The sequence below is a fragment of the Blautia sp. HA3515 genome (assembly GCF_059933065.1).
Genome location: NZ_JAYFUY010000003.1, coordinates 1 through 2,357, shown reverse-complemented (window position 1 = coordinate 2,357; position 2,357 = coordinate 1). Strand labels below are relative to the sequence as shown.

The 2,357-nt window shown below is 49.2% G+C and carries 4 protein-coding genes and 1 pseudogene; all 5 read left to right on the top strand.

Annotated elements, in window-relative coordinates; genetic code table 11:
- A partial coding sequence (locus tag R1Y93_RS00105) for an ATP-binding protein (protein ID WP_500821161.1) occupies window positions 1-401 on the top strand: 401 nt, incomplete at its 5' end.
- Window positions 402-522: 121 nt separating this feature from the next.
- On the top strand, window positions 523-702 hold the full coding sequence (locus tag R1Y93_RS00100; protein WP_500821160.1) for a hypothetical protein: 180 nt from the start codon (window positions 523-525) through the stop codon (window positions 700-702).
- A gap of 262 nt (window positions 703-964) precedes the next feature.
- Window positions 965-1,237 carry a hypothetical protein gene (locus tag R1Y93_RS00095; RefSeq protein ID WP_500821159.1) on the top strand — a complete coding sequence of 91 codons (273 nt, stop codon included), beginning with the start codon at window positions 965-967 and terminating at the stop codon, window positions 1,235-1,237.
- A gap of 343 nt (window positions 1,238-1,580) precedes the next feature.
- Window positions 1,581-1,796, top strand: a complete 216-nt coding sequence (locus tag R1Y93_RS00090; protein ID WP_500821162.1) for a hypothetical protein — start codon at window positions 1,581-1,583, stop codon at window positions 1,794-1,796.
- Window positions 1,760-2,357 (top strand): annotated as a pseudogene (locus R1Y93_RS00085) (acetyl-CoA decarbonylase/synthase complex subunit alpha/beta); the annotation flags it as partial. The gene R1Y93_RS00090 and the pseudogene R1Y93_RS00085, both read left to right, overlap by 37 nt.

The following is a 2,357-nucleotide window of genomic DNA, read 5'->3' as shown; positions in this document are numbered from 1 at the left end:
ACCCTGGATTTGATGAGGATACATTGGATTCCATTGTACCGATATCAAAGATTGCGCTGACGCTTGTGGAGGAACGTACAGGAGCAAACCGCCGGAATCAGTTCTATACACTGAATCCTAAAGTGGATGATATTCCGGATACCTCCGGTAAGACCTGTAACGGAGTAAAACTGCTTGTCCTTGGTACTGTGGAGACAGGGGGCGGCGGATGTGTCTGCCCTGAGCATGTAATGCTGAAAAGGATCATCAGCAATCTTGTGGTTCACAGGGATGATGTGGTGATCATGGATATGGAAGCCGGCCTGGAGCATCTGGGCCGGGGTACCACAGAAAGCAACGGACGAGTTTATCGTGGTGATCGAGCCGGGTGCAAGAAGCGTACAGACCTACAAGAATGTTAAGCGTCTTGCAAAAGACCTCGGGTGTATCCCAGGTGAAAGTGACGGTGGCTGACAAAGTCGAGAAACTCTGAGGATAGAGGAGTTTATCCGCTCCAGGATCCCGGCAGAAGATCTCCTTGGTATGATCCATTACAACACCGAGGTAATGGACGCAGACCGCCAGGGGAAATCCCCCTATGATTTCAGCCAGTCTGTGACGGATGAGATCAGAAAGATCAAGAATAACATAGATGGAACTCATCTGATAACAGATGAGCGATCAGGAGGGTTTCCTGTAAATAATGATTCAGTCTGTAAATAATAGGAGGTATGACAGTGACATTATTTGATAGAGTATTCAGCGGAAATGACGCTGTATACGGCCTTACACAGAAGGCTGCGAACGATGCCGTACAATTGCTCAGCATGGCGCAGACAAGGCAGTAGGCTTTCCTGACATACAGCATACAGCCTGCCATGCTACTATGCAGTAACCGGTGCAAAGGTCACAACACTTGGGAGAGCTTAAGAGAAGCTCTTGGTGTAGTAAAAACCCTGATGACACGAGGGAAGAGACCTGAACGATGCATCTGATGTCCGGTGTTGCTACCGCACTTTGCGCTGAGTTCATCGAAGTCCTGAAATATATTGACGGTGCAACGCCATACGAAGAGCCATGCTATGGTCATCTTGCTGATGCAGTGATCCGTGAACTGGGTGTTCCCCTTGTAACAGGAGATATCCCTGGCGTTGCAGTTATCCTTGGCACAGCTCCTTCTGTAGAAGAGGGTGTTGCTCTTGTCAAAGAGCTATCAGTCACAGGGTATCCTTGTAACACTGGTGGGCGGTATCATTGACCAGGCACAGGAAGCTGGGGCATTAAGACTGGTGATATAATCTCCGTATCGTTCCTCTTGGTAAGGACGTTACCTCTGTGATCCATGTAGTATCTGTTGCACTTCGTGCAGCCCTGATCTTTGGTAATGTAACACCAGGGGATGCAGCATCACTGATTTCTGTAATACTGCATGAGAGCGTGTACCTGCATTTGTAAATGCCTTCGGACCGCTAGATGACGTTGTACTGGCTGCATGTGGCGCTGGTGCGATCGCACTTGGCTTCCCTGTTATCACAAACGAGACAGAGAACATCGTCCGAAGTACCGAGGAGCGCTGATCGTTCAGGCCCCGATGTTAGCAGATTTCAATAAGCTACTTCCCTTGGAAGCCCGAGACATTAAGATCAAGATCACAAATAGTTGATATCCCGGTTGCATTCGCATCTGCATTCGAGGGCGAGATCATCCGTCGTAAAGACATGCGTGTTGAGTTTGACGGTTCCCGCGTAGACTGTGCAGAGCTTGTACAGACCAGTGGCTCATGCACGAGGTTGAGGACCACAAGATCACGGTCGTAGGCCCGGAAGTCGATGACCTTGGAACCTGGCAGCAAGACACAGTCATTGCCTACGCTGGTAAAGTTGGCAGGAAAGAACGATGCAGCCGGACTTTGAGCCGGTTATCGAGCGTAAATTCCACAACTACATCAACTGCATCGAGGGTGTATACCATACAGGCCAGAGGGATATGCACCGTATCCGTATCAGCAATGAGGCATTATGAAGCAGGCTTTCGTGCGAAACATTTCGGAGAAGTGCTGTATACCCAGGTGAAGAATGAATTTGAAGCAGTTGTAGACAAATGTCAGGTAACGATCTTTACAGATCCGGCTGAATGTACCAGGATGCGTCATGAAGTAGGTATCCCTACCTTTGACAAACGTGATGCCCGTCTGGAGACTCTTACAGATGAGTCCGTAGATGTGTATTACAGCTGTATCCTGTGTCAGGCATTTTCTCCGTCCCACGTGTGCGTAGTCACACCTGAGAGACTGGGACTTTGCGGTGCAGTTTCATGGCTGGATGCTAAGGCTACCAACGAGCTGGATCCTAACGGACCTTGCCAGGTGATCACAAAAG